Here is a 19,812-nt window from a genome sequence, read left to right as displayed (position 1 = left end):
TTTAAAGTAAATATTTTTTGCTTTATACCAATCGCGTAGATTCACGCTCCTTCAATTTAGTTTTAATCACTTTCGTTTCATATGGTAAGTGTTCCTCATTTGACTCTAAACGGTCAATCAATAAAGTAGCCGCTACTTCTCCTATTTCAATTCCGTGCTGACTTACCGTAGTTAAACTAGGTGACAATCGGCGCGAGGCCAAAATTCCGTCCGCAAATCCAATGATCGAAATATCTTCTGGAACTCGAAATCCCTTTTTAACTGCAAATCGCAAAGCTGCTACCGAATCGTTTTCCTCCAAGGCAAAAATACCATCAATACCTTGAGCAAAAACAGCATCAACCTTATTTTTTAAATCTTCTTCAGCATCGGTACGAATGATGATCGATTCATCTACAGCGATATTATTATCGGCTAAAGCTTTCAAATAACCTTCGGCACGCAATTTACCTACACTCAAATTATCAACCGATGAGAAAAGCGCAATTTTTTTGCAACCTAAATCAATCAAATGTTGCGTAGCATTCAGTGCAGAATCAAAATCATCTACGATTACTTTATCACAATCGACACCTTCGGCAATACGATCAAACATTACAATTGGAGTACCGTCATTAATAATCGCAGAAAAATGCTGGTAATCCTCATTTTTTTGCGCCTCTTCAGACACTGAAACTATAAAACCATCTGTAGTACCATTACTTAACATTTCGAGCGTGTGTGCCTCTTTTTCTGACGATTCGTTGGAGATACACATAATAACGTTGTATCCTTTTTCATCAGCAACTTTCTCTATTCCGCTAAACACTTTAGCAAAAAAGGAATTTAAAATATTAGGAATAATAACACCAATTGTTTTCGTTTTTCTGTTCTTCAAATTCAAACCAATCACATTCGGTTTGTAATTTTTAAGCTTGGCATATTCCTTAATCTTAATCTTAGTTTGGTCACTAATCTCTGGACTATCATTTAGTGCTTTAGAAACTGTTGAAACAGAAACATTAAGTTCTTTGGCAATTTGTTTTAGAGTTGCTTTGGCTTTCATAGGAGCTAGGTTGTGCGTAGTTAGTTTTAAAAAACGAACACAATGTAGCAATAATTAAAATACAATGTGTCTAATTGACAAAAATAACCATTTTTGATACGGATTTAGCATAAAAAAACGCGAAAAATCAAAAAAAACCACGAAAAATAAAATCTATTGAATGCAAAGCAGTTACCTAAAACAAAAAAGAAATAAGGTAAACCAAACAGGCAATTAATATCCGTTTGATAATCAGCACACAACCGTTTCTAAAATAATCTTTTCAGGTATTTGCATTTAAAATAATTAATTGTACTTTTGCAACCCCTTTATTGGGGATGGAATGTTTAATTAAAAATATATTATGGACGCATTAAGCTACAAGACACAGTCAGCAAGCAAAGCCACCGTTACTAAAGAGTGGATTGTTGTAGATGCAGAAGGTCACAACTTAGGTCGTCTTGCTTCAAAAGTCGCAATGATTTTAAGAGGTAAGTACAAGCCAAGTTACACACCACACGTGGACTGCGGTGATAACGTAATTGTTATCAACTCAGAAAAAATCAACCTTACAGGTAACAAAATGGATGAAAAAACATACATCCGTCACACTGGTTACCCAGGAGGTCAAAGAAGTTTAACTGCTAAAGTATTGCAAGCGAAAAACCCTGCATTATTAGTAGAAAAAGCTGTAAAAGGAATGTTACCTAAAAACAAATTAGGAGCTGAACTTTTTAGAAATTTAAATGTTGTTGTAGGATCAGAGCACAAACAAGGCGCTCAAAAACCTAGAACAGTTAACCTTAACGATCTTAAGTAATGGGAGTTATTCACAAAATCGGTAGAAGAAAAACGGCTGTTGCACGTGTTTACGTTTCAGAAGGAACAGGAGTAATCACTGTAAACAAAAAAGCATTCGAAACGTATTTCCCAACTGCAACTTTACAGTACAAAGTATTACAACCAATGTCTATGACAGAGAATGTAGGTAACTTTGATGTAAAAGTGAACGTTTACGGAGGTGGATCAAATGGTCAAGCAGAAGCTGTAAGAATGGCATTAGCACGTGTAATGTGTGAAGTTAATGCTGAAAACAGAGGAATTTTGAAACCACAAGGTTTATTAACAAGAGATCCAAGAATGGTTGAACGTAAGAAATTCGGTCAGAAGAAAGCTCGTAAGAGATTCCAGTTCTCTAAACGTTAATATCAAATTTATTTCAAGATCTATTTTTATATACCTTGAAATTATTAAAAAAATGCTGAAAAAATTTCAGTATAAATTTAAAAACACAGTTGTTGTTGCTCTCCTACCGAGGTAGGAAATAGTTTAGCATCTAAATAAGCTGAAAGTCAGGCAGACACAGGTCTGAAAGTCGTATCAAAGAAGCTTATTGCTAATCAACAGAACGTAAACTAGAACAAAAATGGCAAACAAAATAGAAGTTAAAGACTTACTAGAAGCAGGTGTTCACTTCGGACACATGACTAGAAAATGGGATCCAAACATGGCTCCTTACATTTATATGGAGCGTAATGGTATTCACATTATCAACCTATATAAAACAGCAGCAAAAATTGAAGAGGCTAACGAAGCTTTGAAAAAAATCGCTGCATCAGGTAGAAAAATATTATTCGTTGCTACCAAAAAACAAGCAAAAGATATCGTTGCTGATAAAGCAAAAGCTGCAAACATGCCTTACATCACTGAAAGATGGCCTGGTGGAATGCTAACTAACTTTGTAACTATCCGTAAAGCTGTTAAAAAAATGGCTACTATTGATAAAATGAAGAAAGATGGTACTTTCATGACTTTATCTAAAAAAGAGCGTTTGCAAGTTGATCGTCTTCGTGCTAAATTAGAGAAAAACTTAGGTTCAATCGCTGACATGTCTAGACTACCGGCTGCATTGTTCGTAGTAGATATCAAAGCAGAACATATCGCTATAAAAGAAGCTCAAAAATTAAACATTCCAGTTTTCGCAATGGTTGATACTAACTCTGATCCACGTGAAGTAGAGTATGTAATTCCTGCAAATGATGACGCTTCTAAATCAATTGATAAAATTTTAACTTTAGTTACTGCTGCAATTATCGAAGGTCTTTCTGATAGAGGTACTGAAAAAGAAACTGAAGCTACTGCTGAAGTTGCTGCTCCAGCTACTGAAACTACAGAAGCTCCAGCTGCAACTGCAACTGAAGAATAAATCAAATTTTGAATTCCAAATTTTGAATTCCAAATTCCAAAATCAGAAAATAACTTTCTGATAACATTGGAATTTGGGATTTGAAAATTGGAATTTTTACTTTTAACATTAAAATTCAAAATATTATGGCAACAATTACTGCTGCAGACGTAAACAAATTAAGACAAACTACAGGTGCCGGAATGATGGACTGTAAAAAAGCTTTAGTTGAAGCGGAGGGAGATTTCGATAAAGCGATCCAAAACCTTAGAGAAAAAGGTCAAAAAGTTGCTGCTAACCGTTCTGACCGTGAGTCTTCTGAAGGAGCTGCTGTTTCTTTTATCAATGCTGATAAAACTAAAGGAGCTATCATCACTTTAAACTGCGAAACAGATTTCGTAGGGAAAAATGAATCTTTCGTAACTTTGGCTAAAGAATTAGTTGAAAAAGCGATCAACTTCTCATCTAAAGAAGAATTTTTAGCATCAGATTTCAACGGAATGACTGTTGCTGAAAAATTGATCGAACAAACTGGTGTTATCGGTGAAAAAATCGAAATCGGTGGTTTTGAAATTTTAGAAGGTGCTTTCGTTGGATCTTATGTTCACGTTAACAAAATTGCTGCATTAACTGCTATTTCTGCAGCTGTACCAAATGCTGAAGTTTTGACTAAAGATATCTCTATGCAAGTAGCATCAATGGGAGCTGATACATTATCTTACAAAGATTTTGATCCTGCTTTTGTTGAGTCTGAATTAGCAGCTCGTATTGCGATCATTGAAAAAGAAAATGAAGAAGCAAAACGTTTAGGAAAAACTTTAAAAAATGTTCCTAAATACATTTCTTTCTCTCAATTAACTGAAGAAGTTATCAAACAAGCTGAAGAAGATGCTAAAGCTGAATTGAAAGCTGAAGGTAAACCAGAGCAAATTTGGGACAAAATTATTCCTGGTAAAATCCAACGTTTTATCTCTGACAACACTACTTTAGACCAAGAAAAAGCTTTACTTGATCAAAACTTCATCAAAGATGATAGTAAAAAAGTAGGTGATTATGTTAAAGGTTTCAATGTTGAAATTACAGGTTTCAAAAGAGCATCTTTAGGATAATAAATATATTTGATGCAATTATACTTGCAATCAAATTAAAACACAACCCCATTTCAATTTTGTTGAAATGGGGTTTTTTATTTGAAATTACCGACAACTGAAAATTCAATTAAATGATTAAATTTGGAAAAAGTTAATTCTATGTTCAAAACCAAAAAAGAACTTGTCTTTATCATCCTTGCTGGAATATTTATCACCAATGCCGTTACTGCTGAATTGATCGGCGGCAAACTAATTCAATTAGGGCCATTTGTAATGAGTATCGGTATTTTGCCTTGGCCTATTGTGTTTTTGACTACAGATTTAATCAACGATTATTTTGGCGAAAAAGGAGTGAAAAAATTATCCTTAATCACTGCTGGCTTAATTGCATATTCGTTTATTATTTTATTCCTAGCCATTACTATTCCTGCAGCAAAAGGAATTAGCCCAGTAAACGATGCTCAGTTTACCGCCGTTTTCGGTCAAAGTATGTGGATAATTGTGGGGAGCATTATTGCTTTTCTTGTATCACAATTAATAGATGTTACTGTTTTTTGGTTTTTCAAAAATCGAACTGGAAACAACAAAATATGGCTGAGAGCCACAGGTTCAACCGTCATATCGCAATTATTTGATTCTTTTATTGTTTTGGGAATTGCTTTTTGGTTACCAGGCAAAATCAACTTTGAAACCTTCCTAACCTCAGCCTTAACTGGCTATACTTTTAAGCTTGGCACAGCCATCCTCTTGACTCCCTTAATTTATCTAGGTCACTATATGATAAAAAATTATTTAGCCTCTGATAAAGAATGATCACCGCTGATAAAATACGTTGTGGCTGGTGTCATTCTAGTGATTTATACATGAAATACCATGACGAAGAATGGGGTGTTCCTATATATGATGACACTACTCTATTTGAATTTTTACTCCTTGAAACCTTTCAAGCAGGCCTAAGCTGGATTACCATCTTGAACAAAAGAGAAAATTTCAAAGCTGCTTTTGACCAGTTTGATTATAAAAAAATTGCGAAATATTCTGATGACAAAATTCTTGAGTTACTACAAGATGCAGGTATCATTCGCAACAAACTCAAAGTTTATTCTGCAGTGACCAACGCGCAAAATTTCATTAAAATTCAAGAAGAATTTGGAAGTTTCTCAACTTATATATGGGCATTTGTCAATCACACGCCAATTAAAAACTCTCCAAGAACTTTAAAAGAAGTTCCTGCTACTTCACCAATTTCTGATTCTATAAGCATGGATTTAAAAAAACGAGGTTTTAAATTTGTTGGTTCCACTGTTATGTATGCCTTCATGCAAGCCACAGGCATGGTTGATGATCATGTAGAAAATTGTTGGAAACGAAATTCCCTGCCCCAGATGGACGTGAAAAACTCGGACTGAAAAGGCTATTTTTTATAGACAGCAAAGAGCGACCGACAGGAAGCTCCTTTGATGGCTTTAGAAAAAATAAGACTTTGAAGGAGGACTTGTAACACACAGCTGGAAATAGGCCCTACTGCTGCTGCAAAATTCGCATAAACTCCTCGCGAGGAATTTCTCTGCAACCCAAACTTTCGAGATGCGGGTTGTATACTTGGCAATCGAGCAGCTTATAATTTTCATTTTTCAAGTGATTTACCAAGACAATAAACGCCACTTTAGAAGCATTAGAAACTAACGAAAACATGCTTTCGCCACAGAAAATATGACCCAAATCAACGCCATACAAACCGCCAACTAAGATGTCATCTTGCCACACTTCTACTGATTTTGCAATGCCTAAGTAGTGCAATTTGCAATAAGCATCAATCATGTCATTAGTAATCCAAGTACCGTTTTGACCGTCGCGTTTTACTTTTTGACAGTAGGAAATCACATCTCTAAAATTTTGATTGAAGGTAACCGAAAATTCACCTTTATTTAGAATGTTGCGCATGCTTTTGGAAATTTTTAACTCCTCAAGAAATAAAACCATTCTTGGGTTAGGCGACCACCAAAGAATAGGATCACCGGTTTCAAACCACGGAAAAATGCCACTTTTGTAGGCTAACTGCAAGCGCTCAGGAGACAAATCGCCACCAATAGCAAGAATTCCATCGCGATTGGCTTGGTTAACGTCAGGGAAATAAAGTGTTTCAGAAAGGTAATGCATGATTAGATCAATTGAAAAAACGGCGCAATTAGCTCAAAAAAAAACCAAATCCCGAAATGAAAACAGGTTCAAGTTGGAATTTGGAATTTCAATAATTTGGAAGTTTATTTTAGAACGGTAAATCGTCTGCTTCTTCTTCGTTTAAGTTTGTTGCTGGTGCAAAAGCTTGTGCAGCAGGCATAGGTGGCATTTGTGGAGCTGCAGCGCTTTCTGCTTGCAATTTCCCAATTCTCCAACCTTGAATAGTGTTGAAATAAACCGTTTCGCCTTGTGCGTTAGTCCACTCTCTACCTCTTAAATTGATATCAATTTTTACTGACTCCCCTACTTGAAAATTATTCAACAAATCACATTTATCTTGTACAAATTGTACCGAAATGTGCTGCGGATATTGCTCATCAGTTGTAACTACAACGTCTCTTTTTTTGAAACCGCCTGATCCAACTTCTTTAGTTTGATCAATCATTTTAATTTTTCCTGTTACTTCCATCTTCTCTATATTAATTGTTTTTGCTCTGTTTACTAGGCTCAGCTAGAAGGACTTTCCATGCTGAGTCAACATCATTTTCGTTCAAGTATTTTTTAGCTTCGAGCTGTACTTTTTCAGGATCATCGGAGCTCAAAACGGCTTTTACTGCAAAATTTTGTTGTACAAATATACTAACTTCTTCGGTTGTAGGCAAGGCTTCAACATTTCCTAAAATTCCTAAATCGTTTCCGTTAAACACGGGGCTTTGCTTGATAAAATCGGGTATTGCATCTACTCCAATTCCTAAGGTTGCTAGTGGTTTTGGCACTTCAAAAAGTCCTTGATTGGATCTAGAATACCAATTGCCACCCAAACGCGACACCAAGTCAATTTTATGTTGATCTATAGCTCCGTTACTGTCTAAAACGGCCTCGTCAATATGAATTTTTACTACTTCGCACACGACTAAGTTACCTGCACCACCCTCAGAACCCAAAGCAATGATTTGATTGACTTTGCACTCAAATTGTACCGGAGATTCTTTTACTCGATACGGTTTTACAATATCAGAAGCTACAGGTGTTAATCCTGATTTAACAAATTCATCAACACCGTCAGCATATTCAGTACTAGCCAACGAGATTTGCTGTACAATATCATAATTCACCACATTAATCACCACCTCTTTAGTTGCCTCAACATTAATAAGCGTGTGTTTAATAGTATTGTCTCGAACACGACGTGCTGGCGAAAAAATAAGAATAGGCGGATTGGCACTAAAGACATTAAAAAAACTAAACGGTGATACATTGGCATTGCCATCGGCATCCATTGTACTGGCAAATGCAATAGGTCTTGGACCTACTGAACCTTGCAAATAACCTTGTAATTGAGCTGTAGAAATACTTTTAGGATCTATCGTTAGCATAAAGACATTTTTTTACTGTAGCATACAAAAGTAAGTAAATGAATTTGGTTTTTAGAATGGCTTGCTACATTTTAAACAAAATTATCTTGCTTGTGGTGCCGTTAAAAATTCTTTGGTAAAACTAAAATAGCACGCCATTTATTTCGTTATATTTAGCATTCAAAATTTTCCTTATGCAGTTTTCTGATCGTAGAAACACCACCCGATGGGTCATCATTTTTGCTTCGTTTTTAATCATTTCCTTGATTTTATGGAATACCTATTCGTTTTTTCAAATTTTTAAAAATGAAGAACGATTAAAGATGAATTTATGGGCGCAGGCGCAAAAAACATTGATCAACGCTGATGAAAATACTGAGGTAGAACTGCCTTTACAAATATTTAGCAACAACACTTCCATTCCAATCATTTTAACCGAAAAAGATAGCATTATCAATACGGTTAACATTGATGAAGAGATTGTAAAAAACAAAATAAAAGCCCAAACATTTTTACAAGATTTAAAATCAGAAAATGATCCTATTGTTATTGAATATGTACCCGGAAAATTTCAAAAACTGTATTACGGCAACTCCTCGTTACTGAACAAACTGAAGTATTATCCGCTTGCGTTGGTGTTGATAATTGTGCTTTTTGGCGGCTTGGTTTATAATTTTTACCGAAGTACCAAAATGGCGACTCAAAATAAATTGTGGGCCGGAATGGCAAAGGAAACTGCGCATCAAATAGGTACGCCGCTCTCCTCATTGATCGGTTGGGTTGAAATTTTAAAAGCAGATGACGTGGATACCTCGATCACGCAAGAAATAGAAAAAGACATTGAGCGCCTACAAACAATAACCGACCGATTTTCAAAAATTGGTTCAGAACCCAAACTAGAACGCACTGATATTGTTCACGAAACACAACAGGCGTATGATTACTTACAATCTCGGTTTTCAAAACAAATTGACTTTACTTTTAGCGCTCCAAAACACGCGATTTGGGTACAACTTAACCCTATTTTGCACAGCTGGACGATAGAAAATTTGGTCAAAAATGCCATTGACGCCATGAAGGGAAAAGGAAAACTCCAACTGTCTATTGTTGCCGACGCTGACTCGGTAAAAATTAATGTTACAGATACAGGCAGTGGCATTCAAAAAAAACAGTTTCAAACTATTTTTGAGCCCGGTTTTACAACCAAAAAACGCGGTTGGGGATTGGGACTTTCGTTAACCAAACGAATTGTAGAAGAATATCACAAAGGCACAATTAAAGTGTTACAGTCTGAAATTGGCAAAGGAACTACCATGCAAGTTTTACTAAAAATCAAACAAGACTCTATTTCTAATTCATAAAAAAAGGAATACGTTTTTGTCGTATTCCTTTTTTAGTTTTTGTGTTTTAATTTTTACAAATTGGCTGCGATTGCCGCTGCCAGTTCAGTAAATTCTTCGGTGGTAAGAGTTACTTTATTTTGAAAACGCATTTCATCCATTTCGTTTAGCGGAATCAAGTGCACGTGCGCATGTGGAACTTCGAGTCCCACAACTGCCATTCCGACGCGTTTACAAGGAACTGTTTTTTCAAGTGCAATTGCTATTTTTTTAGAAAACTGCATTAGCCCCAAATACAAATCGTCATCCATATCAAAAATCTTATTGATTTCTAGTTTTGGGATGCAAAGTGTGTGACCTTTTGCGTTTGGATTCACATCTAAAAACGCTAGAAAACGATCGTCTTCGGCAATTTTGTAACATGGAATTTCTCCTTGAATAATTTTCGTAAAAATACTTGACATACTTACAATTTTAGGTGTTGAACCTCAACTTTTATTTCAAAATTAGTCTCTGGTAATTTCAAGAATTTCAAATTTCAACACCCCGTTTGGTACTGTAATTTCAGCAACTTCGCCTACTGATTTCCCTAGTAAACCTTTACCTATTGGCGAGGTTACCGAAATTTTTCCAGTTTTAAGATCGGCTTCGCTTTCTGCTACCAAGGTGTATTTCATTTCCATACCGTTGTTTTGATTCTTAATCTTTACGTTCGATAGTACCAAAACTTTAGACAAGTCCAAGTTGCTTTCGTCAATCAATCGGGCATTGGCATGTATTTCTTCGAGTTTTGCAATACGCATTTCTAGCATTCCTTGCGCTTCTTTGGCCGCATCATACTCTGCATTTTCAGACAAATCCCCTTTGTCTCTCGCCTCAGCAATATCAGCAGATGCTTTTGGACGCATCACACTTTTTAAATAATCTAATTCTTCTCTTAATTTCTTTAATCCGTCTGCGGTGTAATAGGATACTGTGCTCATAACTTCATTATTTATATAAATAGAAAAAATCCCATCAGGACGGGATTTCTTTCCACAAAATTGTAAAATTTTTTTTTTCGACTATAATTATATGTTAATCATATATAAGTCAAAGTTAAATAAATTAAATTTGTTTCGCTAATACTTTACCACTATTTTAAAATGAAAAAATATATCTCCCTGATTGTGATTGCATCCCTACTGTTTTCCTGCAGTGAATCTAGTGTAAACAACAACAATCCTTTTGTTCCTAATTATACTTTTACCCTAGACCTCAACTTAAATTTACCTACCTACTCCAACCTAAAATTTGTGAGTAATGCCGTTTATGTGCCCAATATTGGCGCGCGAGGAGTCATTGTTTTTAACACGGGTAGTGGCTACAATGCCTTTGATGCTGCTTGCCCTAATCAAACTATTAGCGGCTGCTCGACTATGACCATTAACGGAATTAATGCAGTTTGCGGATGCGATAACGCCACCTATAGCTTGTTTACCGGACAGAGCAATTTGCAATATCCTATGAAGCAATACCGCGTACAAGTGAACGGAGATATTTTGAGAGTTTTTAATTAATTACAGCTTATAACTTACAGATAGCATAAAAACTCTTGGCAAGACAAAAGTGGTGCGCTGACTAATGAGATAATCTGAGAAGGAAAAATCATTTTTTACCTTGTTATCAAAAAGGTTGTTTGCTATTAACTCAAATCCAAAAGGGCTGTTCTTTTTTTGATAACGCAACGATGTATTGGCGATGTCGTAAAAATTACTCTGTTTGTTGCTATTGGTGTTTTTCAGATTTTCGTAACTACATTTGAACGTCCAAAATTTGGCAACAGTAATGTCAAAATCAGAGGTAATTGCATCGGTTTGAAACTGAGATTGGGTCAAGCCCGAAAACTGACTAAATCCTTTGTTGTATCCTATACTAAAACCCGGCCATTTTTTGTGTGCCGTACGAAGTACTACGCCCAACCTTTGATTGTTTCTATTGTTCAAGGTTTCGGTATTGTTTAGTGTTTGGAAATACGTAAACCAACTAAAATTAGTATTGAACCTCAAGTTAAAACGGTATATCTTTTTGCTAAAAGAACCGTTTACATTGTAATTCGTTTCGGGATTATCGCTTAAAATTGGTGTATTGAACTGACTGATACCATCTAATTGAATTTCGTTACGAATCGTTCTTACTTTTTGATTCCAACTCGCCATTGCGTTCCAAGTGATCCCGCGATACAAGTTCGTTTTCGTGTAATGCAGGTTGGCATTGTGGTAGCGTTCGTTTTGCAATAAGGCATTTCCTTTATACACCAAGTTATAATTTTGCAAGGTAAACTGCTCCGCTAATTGGGTGGATAGCGGAAAACTATTTTCTAGTTTGTAAACAAAATTTAAAGATTCTGATTTATTGAACTCATAATCGCTGTTCCATTGTGGTTGCAAAAGTGTTTTAGTAAGTGCTCGCTCTCCTGACTTTTGATCTGTAGTTAAATGATACCAATGCGCGTACAAGCCAGGTTTATTAGTCCATTTTCCTATTCTGAACTTGTATTCTAAACCTACATAAGCATCATTCAATTGGTACTTTATAGAGTTCCCAAAACCAGCCAAAGCAAAATCATTCACGTTCCCGTTGGTTAATAATTGCTGCTCTGTGGTTTCTAAACGGGAATTACCGTAATTATTCCCCACATTGGTGTACAAGTGATTGAAATTATTGATAATCCAATAGTGTTTAAAAAGTGCATCAACGCTATTGGTTTTTACTTTTTTAACTTGTTCAATGCGGTACGCGCTATCATCCTGAAGCGGAATTAATCCTGCCAAAAAAAGCTGATCAGTAAACCAGTTGGTTCGTGGCGTGTTGTAATCGTACGCTTGATTGATTACTAAAGTGGTGGTGTGTTTTAGATTGTAACTTTTGTGCCACTCAATGTATTGTTTTATGGCAGTATTATCAGCTTTGTTGAGTGTTTTAAAAATACTCGCATTGACATTGGTAATTGAGTTGATGGTGTTTGAGATGGTATTATTACTCGACTGGTATTGTCCGTTGTAGTACCATTTTTCTTTAGCGCTAGGCGAATAATCGAGTTTGATGTTGCCAATTCCTAAAACAGCGCGATTGGTGCCTTCTTGGAGTCGGTTTTCAAAAGCAATGGCACTGTTTTGCAAATACTCATTTTTACTTTCGGTTTGCGATGCCGTCAACACTTTCGAAAAAATAGAAAAGCCAGAAATAGACAGTTTTGATGAAGTATCGTGGCTAAAATTAAAAGCGCCAAATTGGGACGCATTCTGCACCACATCTTGGTTGTCATTGGCAAAGGAATACAAATTAGTGAGTGATTTTCGACCCGATAAAAAGGTGCTCATACCACCACCAAAACGCATCAGGTCATCAAATGTAAAGGTGCGTTTACCAATGTTGTTTAAATCGCCTATAAAACTTAGGTTTGTTTTAGGAGCATAATAAAACAAAGCAGCGTGCCCAAGATAAAAACCATTATCGGCATTACCTACTTCGGCACCAGCCTCAACATCACCAAAAACAAATTTCTTTTTATCGGCTTTGAGTTTTACATTCATGGCCAGCTCATCACTATCCGAAACCTGCTTCATAAAACCCACTTCATTAAAGTGGTCAATGACTTCAATTTTATCCAATGCATCAGCTGGAATGTTTTCAACCGCTAGTTTAGAGCCACCTCCAAAAAAAGATTTGCCCTCAACAAGCATTTTAGTAACTTTTTTACCTTGTACGGTAACACCTCCGTTTTTATCGACTTCAACACCAGGAAGTTTTTCAAGGACTTCTTTCATTTTACGTTCGTTGCCGTTGGCAAAACTTTTAACGTTAAACGTCATAGTATCCTTTTTAATTTCGATGGGTTTGAACTCGTGTTTGATAACGATTTCTTTGAGTTGAACTCCGGTAGACTTTAAAGTAAAATCGTGTGTAGTCACCACAGAATCTGCCTCAAGAATAAACACTTCCTCTTCAAACCCAATGTACGAAACCGTAATTTCATACTTCACAGCTTTTTCTAGCTCTAAGCGGTAGCGTCCTTTATTATCAGCAATAGCAAACTTTAAGCTTGCTTTTTCTTGTAAGGGTTTTGCAATGACATTAGCAGACTCTAATGGTTTGTTGTTCTCCTCAGCGACCACACCAGTAATGGAGCGGGATTGAGAGAAACTTAGAGTTGTAAAAGAAAGAAAATAAAAGAGTATTTTATGCATTTAAATATTTAGAATGATATCGTTTCAATTAAGTATGGATTTAATTACTATTTTTTATCTCAATTAATTTGTCTAATTCTTCTTTGTGAATCAATTTATATTTTTTTAAAGCCTCAATTTCGATTGGAGTTTGTTTTAAATCGATTTTTTTTACGCCATATACTCCATTTTTCGTTTGCAATTCTAAGATTAATCCGGGTAAACCACCGTAACTTAAGGGCCCATACGGAAAAGGAATTTCTGGACAATACCATGCGGTAATAGGATGACGAAAGGTCTTTTCTTTAGTAACTACAACATCTTCAGTAGTAGCTTTGAAGCATTTGTAAACTCCAATTAATTTTGACTCGTTTGTTAAAGTCCAATTTTTATTTAATGCTTTTTTAACAATGAAATCACCCAAATTTCTAGAAGAATATTCACTGAAAATACTGTCATTGGCAATTAAAGAATTTCCGTTGAATCTAATCTTTACCATACCCATATCGGCGGCCGTATTATCAGAATACATTTTCTCCGTCATTTGAAAGTGCGCTTTTTCAGAATTAAACTTTAGTATAAATTCAAATTCCTTTATTATGGAGTAGTAGTTGGCGTTCATAGACAACATGAGTTTGTCTAATTGACTGTCCTTATCTTCAATAACGGTAATGCCGTACGTAGCAATGCCACCTTTTACTTGCGCAAAATTGGAGAGACATAGTAAGAGTAAGGAAATTAAAAAATATTTTTTCATTGTTGTTATTTTTTAAATGAGACACATTAAAATAAAATTAATAATGTGCCTCATATTAATCTGTCTTTATTGACTAATTGCCGCTTCTTGTGGTAAATTTTTTCTTGAAGCTATACAATTTCCATACGCAAGATCTGCAGCCTTGTCTGCTGTGTCATGATCTGCGCCTTCTTTTATTGCTAAGTCATAAGCTAAATGACATACATCACTACAAGGATCATTTACAAACTTTAGCTCTACTTCCTTAACTTCTTCTGTATTCGCCATTGCAGCTCCACTAAATGCTACCACTGCTAGAGCGGTAAATACTAATTTTTACTCAGGTTTATATTTCTTTTTGGTTTTCGTGAATCTGCGATTTCATTCTTAAAATTTTTAAATTTATTAATAGTTTTTTTGGTTAACCAATTCCAATATCAAAAAAAAACTATTTAAAAGAATTTTCTTTAAATATTAACTATAATTTAACAAGTTTATACTCTTTATTAATTTATTAACTAATACAAAATAAATGTTTTACAATAAACAGAATGTAGAAACCAAACTTTACAGAATGAAAAATACAACAAAAGCAAAAATAACTTATTTGACATTACTTTTGTTATTGCGAGTTTTTCTCTTTTTCTCGTTTTTTACCTATAATCACCCCTGCTTCTGAAGATTCAAGTTTTTTTTCATATTCCTCTTTAGATATTGTTCTGCCCTTTGGGAAGTATATATTTTGGTCATCTTTTATAAGTTCAATATTTTTCGCACTATAGACAGTTTTGTCCTCGTATAATTCTAAAATTAATCCAGGTAATCCATGAAAATCTTTAGGACCGTAAGAATATGGAAGTTGAGGTGCAAACCAAGCAATTATCTCTTTTGTTTTGGTTTCTCCCTTTCTGTTAATAAAAGTTCTTTTTAAAATACCTTCATAACACAGATAAGAACCAATTAATTTTGAATTTGTTGTTATGGTCCAATTTAAAGATAAATTATCATCCTTAACTATAAGTCCATCGTCTTTTTTGATGTACTCCGTTTGTGCCTTCTTGTCAAAGTAAATCTCATCTGCAGAACTAAATGCTAATTTTGCGATGGTATTTATTTGCGCCTCATAGGCTGATAAGGTATTCATACTTTCAATGCTTTTGAAACTAGAACTTGTAGAATTAAACAATAATTGAAATTCTTGCAGATTCGCATTTTGCAATAAAGTCTCCATTAAAACTATTTGTTCCGCTTTGACGGTGTTTACAGGTGGACTAACTTGTATAGCATAAATAACCTTTCCTGATTGAGCTTGAATAACATTTACCAAAAACAAAAATAGCAGCAAAAATTTTTTCATTAATTTTATAATTAAGATTGTAAAAAGAACTTTCTCAATTAAAACTGAGAAAGTTCAAGTATTTCCAATGTAAACTTTAACTACATCTAGAAGTTTACAACATGCAAAGTCCCATTAAGGCACTTAATAAAAGAGGTTTATCCTCTCCACCATTAATAATAGATTCGTAAAGTAAAATAGCAGATTCCTGACATGGAGTAGCTGTTCCCTCGTTATCACCAGGACCTTGCACAACTGCAGCTTCTACTTTGTTTTCGTTGCTGAATACAACATCTTCCTTAACTTCAGCAGTTTTCGCCATTGCAGCGCCACTAAATGCTACCACTGATAGAGCGGTAAAAATCATTTTCTTCATTCTTAATTTTTTTTTTGATTTTTAAATTACGATTAAACAAAAAAATTCAGGAGATTAGTTTTCTTGTAAATATGGTTATTCAATAAAACCATTCAGTTTATCATAGGCTTCTTCTAATTGTTTCTGATTTAAGATTTTTATTTTTTCAAAAGCTTTGATATCAAAATTTGAATCACTATCTAGTTTTATATTTTTTGCTCCGTACACAGTATTTCGTACCCGAAGTTCTAAAATCAACCCAGGCAAATTTCCATAACCGACGGGACCGTGCGGAAACGGTAATTTTGGACAATACCATGCAATTACAGGATGGCTAAAAATTTTAGATCCGTTAATTACTGTATAGATATTAGTGGCTTTGTAACATAAATAATTATCTATTAATTTGGTCTCATTAGTCAAAAGCCAATTATCTTTCAAATCCTCTTGTGTGTAAATGTTTTTTCCTAACAAATCCTTTTGAAATAATAGTTTTTCTTTTAAGGTGTAAACGGTGCCTGCATAATGTGCCATGCCATAGATAAATCCTTTTAAACCGGGAGCACTGTCATTCTCTAAATTTGCTTCGCTATAAAATTTAGAACCATTTTCTGTTATGATTAATTGAAACGTTAGTTTTTTAGACTCAAGTATGGATTTTTCAAGCATGTTTTTTAACACGGCGTTATTATCAAATAATCCTGCTTCCTTTTCTATTATTAATCCGTAAGTCACCGTAACATTTTTACCTTGGCTGTAACCTACAGCTGCATATAAAATTAAAATAACAATGATTTTATTCATCTTATATATATCAATAACACACCAAAATCATCGAAATTGGTGCGTCATTACATTTTAATTAAATTTAGTTTCTTGTTTATTGCGATATTGTGGCATCGTTTAATCCCAAACACATAAAATAAACAGAATAGGACATACCAACGGCAGCTTCGTGACTAAATCCAGCAGCTTTCGCATCAACGTAAGCTACAAACTTTGCTGTATTACAATCCGTGGTCGCAAATGTTTTTTTCTTTGACGTTTTTTTAATGCTTTCTTTTACTTCAAAATTCTTCGCCATTGCAGCTCCACTAAATGCTACCACTGCTAGAGCGGTAAATACTAATTTTTACTCAGGTTTATATTTCTTTTTGGTTTTCGTGAATCTGCGATTTCATTCTTAAAATTTTTAAATTTATTAATAGTTTTTTTGGTTAACCAAGTCAAATATCAAAAAAAAACTATTTAAAAGAATTTTCTTTAAATATTAACTATAATTTAACAAGTTTATACTTTTAATAAATTTAATAACTAGACACAAATAAATGTTTTACAATAAACAGAATGTAGAAACCAAACTTTACAGAATGAAAAATACAACAATAGCAAAAATACTAATTTGAAAGTACGTTTTTGGTTTATTGTTCATCAGTAATTGTTTTACCTATTGAGTATTCAATTTTAAATTCTTTTTTACAAAAAAGTTGCTTAAAAATGATCGGACAAATAATTATTAGTACCTCCAAATACTATATTAAACCTAGAATCCTCCAGTTTCGTTTTGACGATTATACCAAATGCTAGTTTAAAAGTACCAAACACAAGGATACCTCTTTTTTAAAGCTCCTACAATACCCACTTTTGGTGATATTCCCTCCTATCAATAACTAAAAAATCCTGACAGCGAACCATCAGGATTTACTCCAATTACAAACTCTTCTTTTAAAACTTCAGGGTCAAACCTAGCAAGAAATTAGTCCCCGCTTGCGGATAGTAGTACGGATAGATATCGTACATGTACCCATTTGAAACGTATTTTTTATCTAAAAAGTTGTTCAATAAGCCCGTTAAGACTATTTCATTAAATATGGTTTTTGGTTTAAAAGTGTATGCTACGTTTAGATCATTGACAAAATAATCAGCTAATCGTGCTGCTGGCAACTCAATATTGTTCATGTACTGCTCACCCACAAATTTTTGCAACCATGAAAGATGCAGATTTTTAATAGGCGAAAACACTATAATATTTCCTGCAATAATTGATGGAGAATAAGCAATATCTGTAGTTCCATAGTTTTGCCCTTCAACAGCTAAGTCTCTGTTTTTATTAGCGCTCAAGGTAAAATTAGGTCGAATAATCCACTGCTCATTAAATGCAATAGTTGCATCTACTTCTAATCCTAATCGGTAACTTTTTTCACTGTTAGAACGAATTGGTGCGCCAACATCATCTAGGTTTCCGGTCAAAATTAATTGGTCTTTATAAGCCATATAATACACGTTGGTATTAATTTGTGTTTTCTCAGCAGTATACCTCCAACCCAATTCAAAGTCGTTTAATTTCTCAGGCCTTACATTGCCACCTACGTAATCACTTCTGTTTGGTTCTCTGTTGGCTCTTGCGTACGAAGCGTACAAAGCATTGCTTGCATTTACCGTATAAGTCAAACCTGCTTTTGGGTTAAAAAAGTTGAAAGTATCATTTACCGGTAGTGCTTGCACACCATCAGCTTTGTAATTTACAGATCGAAATTGAAGATCTCCAAATAAACTTAACTGACTTGTAATTTGATAATTGGCTTTCGCAAAAATATTCCCATCAGTTTTGATGGCGTCATCATCGTAATACTTGTCGCCCAATTCACTTTGCGAAGCAAAACGAGCCCAAATAACTTCACCAAAATGATTGCCTTCGTACTTGTTCCAGCCTCCACCAAAAATAACATCTACTGACTCGTCTTTGTAATTAGCTGAAAAAGTGGTACCATAAAAATCATTATCCAACCATTTTTGACGCACTAAATCGGTTGTCGTAACTGTACCAAAAGGCTGTAATCCATATTCTGCAAAGTCAGCATCTTCTTTGTAGTTTTCGTAATAGCCTTTTCCCTTGGTGTAATGCAAAGCAAAATTGGTACTCCATTTATCCGAAAATTTCTCGTTCCAATGCAACTGTGAATGATCTTGTTGGTAATTATCGGTTTCATTATCATAAAAACGCATATTACCTTGTTCGTCTGTAAAAGCTCCTGCCGTGTTGAATCTGCGATTGGCATTCAAGGTTTCACCATCAATTCCGTTCCAAGACTGATACGTTTTTTCATTTCCTCCAAAAACCAAAGCTTTGATTAAGGTTGTTTTACCAACGTACGTTCCTTGTAAAAAATACGATTTCAAATCCGAAGCGCCTCTGTCAATAAACCCATCTGAGTTTAGTGCTGATAAACGGCCTGCAATTTCAAAATGATCGTTCATCAATCCGGTACTGAATTTCACGGTATGCTTACGTGTATTGAAACTACCAAACGAATTAGAGATTTCGCCAGTACTTTTTGTTGCAAAATTATCGGTAAGCATGTTAAGGCTTGCGCCAAAAGCACCCGCTCCATTAGTAGACGTTCCTACTCCACGCTGCAATTGTAAACTTTCGACAGATGAAGCAAAATCAGGCATATTCACCCAATAGGTTCCATGACTTTCGGAGTCGTTATAAGGAATACCGTTGATGGTAACGTTTACACGGGTAGCATCACTACCACGCACTCGTATACCGGTATAGCCTACACCATTTCCTGCATCAGATGTAGTGACAACAGATGGTAAATAGTTCATTAAAATAGGAATGTCTTGACCTAGATTTCTGAATTTAATTTCTTTTTTAGTGAGATTGCTAAAACTAACTGGTGTTTTTGTAGTAACACGTACTGCCGATACTAAAACCGCATCGAGCTTGTTGACGTTAGTAGTATCTTTTACTTGTGCAAATGTGAAAAGTGAAGTGTAAAATGCAAGAAGTGTAAAAAATACTCGCATTAATTTTGTTTGACGCTCGACCATTGGCACTTGGTCATTTTTGAAAAATAAAGTTTTCATCCGTAAAAAGATTACGAATAAAAGGGGGAATTATTCTTTTTTGTTTTAATTAATAAAATGATTTGTTTCTATGACAAGACACTAGCGTGCACTCTACTATTTTGTCAATTTTCCGTAAACAGCAT

At 34.8% G+C, this 19,812-nt stretch carries 22 protein-coding genes; 8 read left to right on the top strand and 14 right to left on the bottom strand.

Annotation, left to right across the window (positions count from 1 at the left end; translation table 11 throughout):
* Positions 1-22 precede the first annotated feature (22 nt).
* Complete coding sequence (locus G9Q29_RS02680; protein ID WP_166133021.1) at positions 23-1,045, bottom strand: LacI family DNA-binding transcriptional regulator; 1,023 nt, start codon at positions 1,043-1,045, stop codon at positions 23-25.
* Positions 1,046-1,388: 343 nt separating this feature from the next.
* On the opposite strand from G9Q29_RS02680, the gene rplM reads away from it, so the two are divergent.
* The 6 genes from rplM (at position 1,389) to G9Q29_RS02650 (ending at position 5,709) form a co-directional block, all read left to right on the top strand.
* Positions 1,389-1,844: a 50S ribosomal protein L13 gene (rplM, locus tag G9Q29_RS02675; protein ID WP_166133019.1), complete on the top strand. Its 456-nt coding sequence runs from the start codon at positions 1,389-1,391 to the stop codon at positions 1,842-1,844.
* Entirely contained in the window at positions 1,844-2,230 is a 387-nt protein-coding gene (gene rpsI / locus G9Q29_RS02670; RefSeq protein WP_166133017.1) for a 30S ribosomal protein S9, read from the top strand. Before rplM ends, rpsI begins: the two co-directional genes overlap by 1 nt.
* A gap of 220 nt (positions 2,231-2,450) precedes the next feature.
* The gene (gene rpsB / locus G9Q29_RS02665; RefSeq protein ID WP_166133015.1) at positions 2,451-3,230 is read left to right on the top strand and encodes a 30S ribosomal protein S2; all 780 of its coding nucleotides are present in this window, start codon (positions 2,451-2,453) and stop codon (positions 3,228-3,230) included.
* 125 nt (positions 3,231-3,355) lie between these two features.
* On the top strand, positions 3,356-4,318 hold the full coding sequence (tsf, locus tag G9Q29_RS02660) for a translation elongation factor Ts (protein WP_166133013.1): 963 nt from the start codon (positions 3,356-3,358) through the stop codon (positions 4,316-4,318).
* 141 nt (positions 4,319-4,459) lie between these two features.
* Positions 4,460-5,113, top strand: a complete 654-nt coding sequence (locus G9Q29_RS02655) for a queuosine precursor transporter (protein WP_166133011.1) — start codon at positions 4,460-4,462, stop codon at positions 5,111-5,113.
* Complete coding sequence (locus G9Q29_RS02650; protein WP_166133009.1) at positions 5,110-5,709, top strand: DNA-3-methyladenine glycosylase I; 600 nt, start codon at positions 5,110-5,112, stop codon at positions 5,707-5,709. Before G9Q29_RS02655 ends, G9Q29_RS02650 begins: the two co-directional genes overlap by 4 nt.
* A 112-nt stretch (positions 5,710-5,821) precedes the next feature.
* Here the strand turns inward: G9Q29_RS02650 and aat are convergent, their stop codons facing one another.
* The 3 genes from aat to G9Q29_RS02635 all read right to left on the bottom strand — a co-directional run bounded on the left by aat (position 5,822) and on the right by G9Q29_RS02635 (position 7,857).
* Positions 5,822-6,460, bottom strand: coding sequence for a leucyl/phenylalanyl-tRNA--protein transferase (gene aat / locus G9Q29_RS02645; protein ID WP_166133007.1), 639 nt, complete (start codon positions 6,458-6,460; stop codon positions 5,822-5,824).
* Positions 6,461-6,569: 109 nt separating this feature from the next.
* Positions 6,570-6,950 carry a DUF3127 domain-containing protein gene (locus G9Q29_RS02640; RefSeq protein WP_166133005.1) on the bottom strand — a complete coding sequence of 127 codons (381 nt, stop codon included), beginning with the start codon at positions 6,948-6,950 and terminating at the stop codon, positions 6,570-6,572.
* 10 nt (positions 6,951-6,960) lie between these two features.
* Positions 6,961-7,857 (bottom strand): flavin reductase family protein, encoded by an 897-nt coding sequence (locus tag G9Q29_RS02635; RefSeq protein ID WP_166133003.1) that lies wholly within the window; start codon positions 7,855-7,857, stop codon positions 6,961-6,963.
* A gap of 173 nt (positions 7,858-8,030) precedes the next feature.
* Here G9Q29_RS02635 and G9Q29_RS02630 point away from each other — a divergent pair, with 173 nt between their 5' ends.
* Positions 8,031-9,197, top strand: coding sequence for a sensor histidine kinase (locus G9Q29_RS02630; protein WP_166133001.1), 1,167 nt, complete (start codon positions 8,031-8,033; stop codon positions 9,195-9,197).
* A gap of 53 nt (positions 9,198-9,250) precedes the next feature.
* Here the strand turns inward: G9Q29_RS02630 and G9Q29_RS02625 are convergent, their stop codons facing one another.
* Together G9Q29_RS02625 and greA are read right to left on the bottom strand one after the other, a co-directional pair.
* Positions 9,251-9,640 (bottom strand): HIT family protein, encoded by a 390-nt coding sequence (locus tag G9Q29_RS02625; RefSeq protein WP_166132999.1) that lies wholly within the window; start codon positions 9,638-9,640, stop codon positions 9,251-9,253.
* Positions 9,641-9,682: 42 nt separating this feature from the next.
* The gene (gene greA, locus G9Q29_RS02620) at positions 9,683-10,159 is read right to left on the bottom strand and encodes a transcription elongation factor GreA (RefSeq protein ID WP_166132997.1); all 477 of its coding nucleotides are present in this window, start codon (positions 10,157-10,159) and stop codon (positions 9,683-9,685) included.
* A gap of 162 nt (positions 10,160-10,321) precedes the next feature.
* On the opposite strand from greA, the gene G9Q29_RS02615 reads away from it, so the two are divergent.
* Positions 10,322-10,735, top strand: a complete 414-nt coding sequence (locus G9Q29_RS02615) for a Rieske (2Fe-2S) protein (RefSeq protein ID WP_166132994.1) — start codon at positions 10,322-10,324, stop codon at positions 10,733-10,735.
* On the opposite strand, the gene G9Q29_RS02610 is transcribed toward G9Q29_RS02615, so the two are convergent.
* The 8 genes from G9Q29_RS02610 to G9Q29_RS02575 all read right to left on the bottom strand — a co-directional run bounded on the left by G9Q29_RS02610 (position 10,736) and on the right by G9Q29_RS02575 (position 19,687).
* A complete protein-coding gene (locus G9Q29_RS02610; protein ID WP_166132992.1) occupies positions 10,736-13,405 on the bottom strand; it encodes a carboxypeptidase regulatory-like domain-containing protein in 2,670 nt (889 codons plus the stop codon). It abuts the gene before it with no gap.
* Between the two features lie 40 nt (positions 13,406-13,445).
* Positions 13,446-14,141: a GLPGLI family protein gene (locus G9Q29_RS02605; RefSeq protein WP_166132990.1), complete on the bottom strand. Its 696-nt coding sequence runs from the start codon at positions 14,139-14,141 to the stop codon at positions 13,446-13,448.
* Between the two features lie 66 nt (positions 14,142-14,207).
* Complete coding sequence (locus G9Q29_RS02600) at positions 14,208-14,408, bottom strand: hypothetical protein (RefSeq protein ID WP_166132988.1); 201 nt, start codon at positions 14,406-14,408, stop codon at positions 14,208-14,210.
* Between the two features lie 334 nt (positions 14,409-14,742).
* Positions 14,743-15,477, bottom strand: coding sequence for a GLPGLI family protein (locus G9Q29_RS02595; RefSeq protein WP_166132986.1), 735 nt, complete (start codon positions 15,475-15,477; stop codon positions 14,743-14,745).
* Between the two features lie 94 nt (positions 15,478-15,571).
* Positions 15,572-15,832: a hypothetical protein gene (locus G9Q29_RS02590; protein WP_166132984.1), complete on the bottom strand. Its 261-nt coding sequence runs from the start codon at positions 15,830-15,832 to the stop codon at positions 15,572-15,574.
* A gap of 75 nt (positions 15,833-15,907) precedes the next feature.
* On the bottom strand, positions 15,908-16,615 hold the full coding sequence (locus G9Q29_RS02585; protein ID WP_166132982.1) for a GLPGLI family protein: 708 nt from the start codon (positions 16,613-16,615) through the stop codon (positions 15,908-15,910).
* Between the two features lie 76 nt (positions 16,616-16,691).
* Positions 16,692-16,895 (bottom strand): hypothetical protein, encoded by a 204-nt coding sequence (locus G9Q29_RS02580; RefSeq protein ID WP_205729819.1) that lies wholly within the window; start codon positions 16,893-16,895, stop codon positions 16,692-16,694.
* A 641-nt stretch (positions 16,896-17,536) separates the two neighbouring features.
* Entirely contained in the window at positions 17,537-19,687 is a 2,151-nt protein-coding gene (locus G9Q29_RS02575) for a TonB-dependent receptor (protein WP_166132978.1), read from the bottom strand.
* Positions 19,688-19,812 lie beyond the last annotated feature (125 nt).

This window comes from Flavobacterium turcicum (genome assembly GCF_011365745.1).
Taxonomy (GTDB): domain Bacteria; phylum Bacteroidota; class Bacteroidia; order Flavobacteriales; family Flavobacteriaceae; genus Flavobacterium; species Flavobacterium turcicum.
This window is presented reverse-complemented; position numbering and strand designations above follow the sequence as displayed.

Excerpts from the sequence above, each read along its gene's own strand:
- G9Q29_RS02680 (WP_166133021.1), bottom strand. The coding sequence starts at position 1,045 with ATGAAAGCCAAAGCAACTCTAAAACAAATTGCCAAAGAACTTAATGTT.
- G9Q29_RS02635 (WP_166133003.1), bottom strand. The coding sequence starts at position 7,857 with ATGCTAACGATAGATCCTAAAAGTATTTCTACAGCTCAATTACAAGGT.
- G9Q29_RS02615 (WP_166132994.1), top strand. The coding sequence starts at position 10,322 with ATGAAAAAATATATCTCCCTGATTGTGATTGCATCCCTACTGTTTTCC.
- G9Q29_RS02640 (WP_166133005.1), bottom strand. The coding sequence starts at position 6,950 with ATGGAAGTAACAGGAAAAATTAAAATGATTGATCAAACTAAAGAAGTT.
- G9Q29_RS02605 (WP_166132990.1), bottom strand. The coding sequence starts at position 14,141 with ATGAAAAAATATTTTTTAATTTCCTTACTCTTACTATGTCTCTCCAAT.
- G9Q29_RS02590 (WP_166132984.1), bottom strand. The coding sequence starts at position 15,832 with ATGAAGAAAATGATTTTTACCGCTCTATCAGTGGTAGCATTTAGTGGC.
- aat (WP_166133007.1), bottom strand. The coding sequence starts at position 6,460 with ATGCATTACCTTTCTGAAACACTTTATTTCCCTGACGTTAACCAAGCC.
- G9Q29_RS02625 (WP_166132999.1), bottom strand. The coding sequence starts at position 9,640 with ATGTCAAGTATTTTTACGAAAATTATTCAAGGAGAAATTCCATGTTAC.
- G9Q29_RS02595 (WP_166132986.1), bottom strand. The coding sequence starts at position 15,477 with ATGAAAAAATTTTTGCTGCTATTTTTGTTTTTGGTAAATGTTATTCAA.
- G9Q29_RS02580 (WP_205729819.1), bottom strand. The coding sequence starts at position 16,895 with ATGGCGAAGAATTTTGAAGTAAAAGAAAGCATTAAAAAAACGTCAAAG.
- G9Q29_RS02585 (WP_166132982.1), bottom strand. The coding sequence starts at position 16,615 with ATGAATAAAATCATTGTTATTTTAATTTTATATGCAGCTGTAGGTTAC.
- greA (WP_166132997.1), bottom strand. The coding sequence starts at position 10,159 with ATGAGCACAGTATCCTATTACACCGCAGACGGATTAAAGAAATTAAGA.
- tsf (WP_166133013.1), top strand. The coding sequence starts at position 3,356 with ATGGCAACAATTACTGCTGCAGACGTAAACAAATTAAGACAAACTACA.
- rpsI (WP_166133017.1), top strand. The coding sequence starts at position 1,844 with ATGGGAGTTATTCACAAAATCGGTAGAAGAAAAACGGCTGTTGCACGT.
- G9Q29_RS02600 (WP_166132988.1), bottom strand. The coding sequence starts at position 14,408 with ATGGCGAATACAGAAGAAGTTAAGGAAGTAGAGCTAAAGTTTGTAAAT.
- G9Q29_RS02655 (WP_166133011.1), top strand. The coding sequence starts at position 4,460 with ATGTTCAAAACCAAAAAAGAACTTGTCTTTATCATCCTTGCTGGAATA.
- G9Q29_RS02575 (WP_166132978.1), bottom strand. The coding sequence starts at position 19,687 with ATGAAAACTTTATTTTTCAAAAATGACCAAGTGCCAATGGTCGAGCGT.
- G9Q29_RS02630 (WP_166133001.1), top strand. The coding sequence starts at position 8,031 with ATGCAGTTTTCTGATCGTAGAAACACCACCCGATGGGTCATCATTTTT.
- G9Q29_RS02650 (WP_166133009.1), top strand. The coding sequence starts at position 5,110 with ATGATCACCGCTGATAAAATACGTTGTGGCTGGTGTCATTCTAGTGAT.
- rplM (WP_166133019.1), top strand. The coding sequence starts at position 1,389 with ATGGACGCATTAAGCTACAAGACACAGTCAGCAAGCAAAGCCACCGTT.
- rpsB (WP_166133015.1), top strand. The coding sequence starts at position 2,451 with ATGGCAAACAAAATAGAAGTTAAAGACTTACTAGAAGCAGGTGTTCAC.
- G9Q29_RS02610 (WP_166132992.1), bottom strand. The coding sequence starts at position 13,405 with ATGCATAAAATACTCTTTTATTTTCTTTCTTTTACAACTCTAAGTTTC.